The sequence below is a fragment of the Oscillibacter sp. CU971 genome, assembly GCF_905219725.1.
Lineage (GTDB): Bacteria > Bacillota > Clostridia > Oscillospirales > Oscillospiraceae > Oscillibacter.
In genome coordinates this window covers 1-1,146 of the sequence record NZ_CAJMXG010000556.1, presented here as the reverse complement: position 1 = coordinate 1,146, position 1,146 = coordinate 1, and the positions used below count along the sequence as shown (strand labels likewise).

2 protein-coding genes and 1 pseudogene are annotated in these 1,146 nt (G+C 56.7%); all 3 read left to right on the top strand.

Annotated features, from left to right (window positions below):
• A pseudogene (locus JX325_RS17405) lies at nt 1-185 on the top strand (chromosome partitioning protein ParB); the annotation flags it as partial.
• A gap of 282 nt (nt 186-467) precedes the next feature.
• On the top strand, nt 468-809 hold the full coding sequence (locus JX325_RS17400) for a hypothetical protein (RefSeq protein ID WP_204792261.1): 342 nt from the start codon (nt 468-470) through the stop codon (nt 807-809).
• Nucleotides 809-1,146 (top strand): antirestriction protein ArdA (locus tag JX325_RS17395; RefSeq protein ID WP_204792260.1); only part of this gene is annotated, 338 nt, incomplete at its 3' end. The genes JX325_RS17400 and JX325_RS17395, both read left to right, overlap by 1 nt.

Below are 1,146 nucleotides of genomic sequence, written 5' to 3'. Positions count from 1 at the left end.
TCTCAGAAAAGAACATGGAGGATAAAGGCGTGATTATTTCAACCGCTGAACTGGAAAAGTATTTCGGCAAGGAGGTTACTCCCGCCAAAATGAAGGAGCAGATCATGGGCCTGCTGGACGAGTGGAAACAGAAACAGCCGCCCCAGCTTACGAAAGCTCCGAAAAAGATGGAAAAAGACAAGTAATCACTTCGAGACATTTTGTCCCGAGGGGCTCCGCCCCTTGCGATGGCTCTGGTGGTATATATCCCCCGTCGCCGTCTGCTGTTTAGCACAGCCGGGAGCGGGCCGTCAAGGGGGCCAACGGCCCCGCCGCCTGCGGCGGCTTGCCCTTGACGGTCTGCCCCGGCTGTGCTATTTCCCCGGCAGGCGGCGGGGGTATATCCTCCAGAGCCGCCCCCTTTCCCATGATTGGGAAAGGGCGGGGGGATAGGGTTGAACTACCTATTAAATATTGGAGGTGTGATAATGAAACGATCCCTTGCTTATATCACCGCTGCGTGGCATGGTGATCCTGCGGTGGATATGGAGCAGGCGGCGCATTACTGCCGCGTGGTCTATGATGCGGGCTATTCCCCCATCTGCCCCATGCTCTATCTGCCGCTGTTCCTCAATGACGCGGTGCCGGAGGAGCACAAGAACGGCATCGACATGGGCCGCGATCTGCTCCGGCGCTCCCGTGTGCTGGTGGTGTGCGGCCATTCCGTGACCGAGGCCATGAAAAATGATATTGCCGTGGCCCAGCGCCTGGGGATTACCGCGACTACCCTTGAGGGCATCCTGACCGTCAAGGGCCAGGGGCGGTGCTGATGGCGTCCCTGTTTGAAGCCTACATCACCAACCTGGGAAAGTACAACGAGGGTGAGCTGGTTGGCGAAACGCTGAAATTCCCCACGACTACCGAAGAAGTACAGGCCCTTTTGAAGCGGATCGGTGTGGACGGGGTACGTTATGAGGAATTTTTCATTACCAGCTTTGACGGTGACGTGCTGGGGCTCTATGACTATCTCACGGAATACGAAAACCTGGACGAGCTCAATCATCTGGCCTGTCTGCTCTCCGAGCTGGATCAGGGCGAACTGGAGAAATTTGAGGCCGTCATTGACAGCGGCGAACATACTTCCAGCGTGGCCGATCTCATCAATCT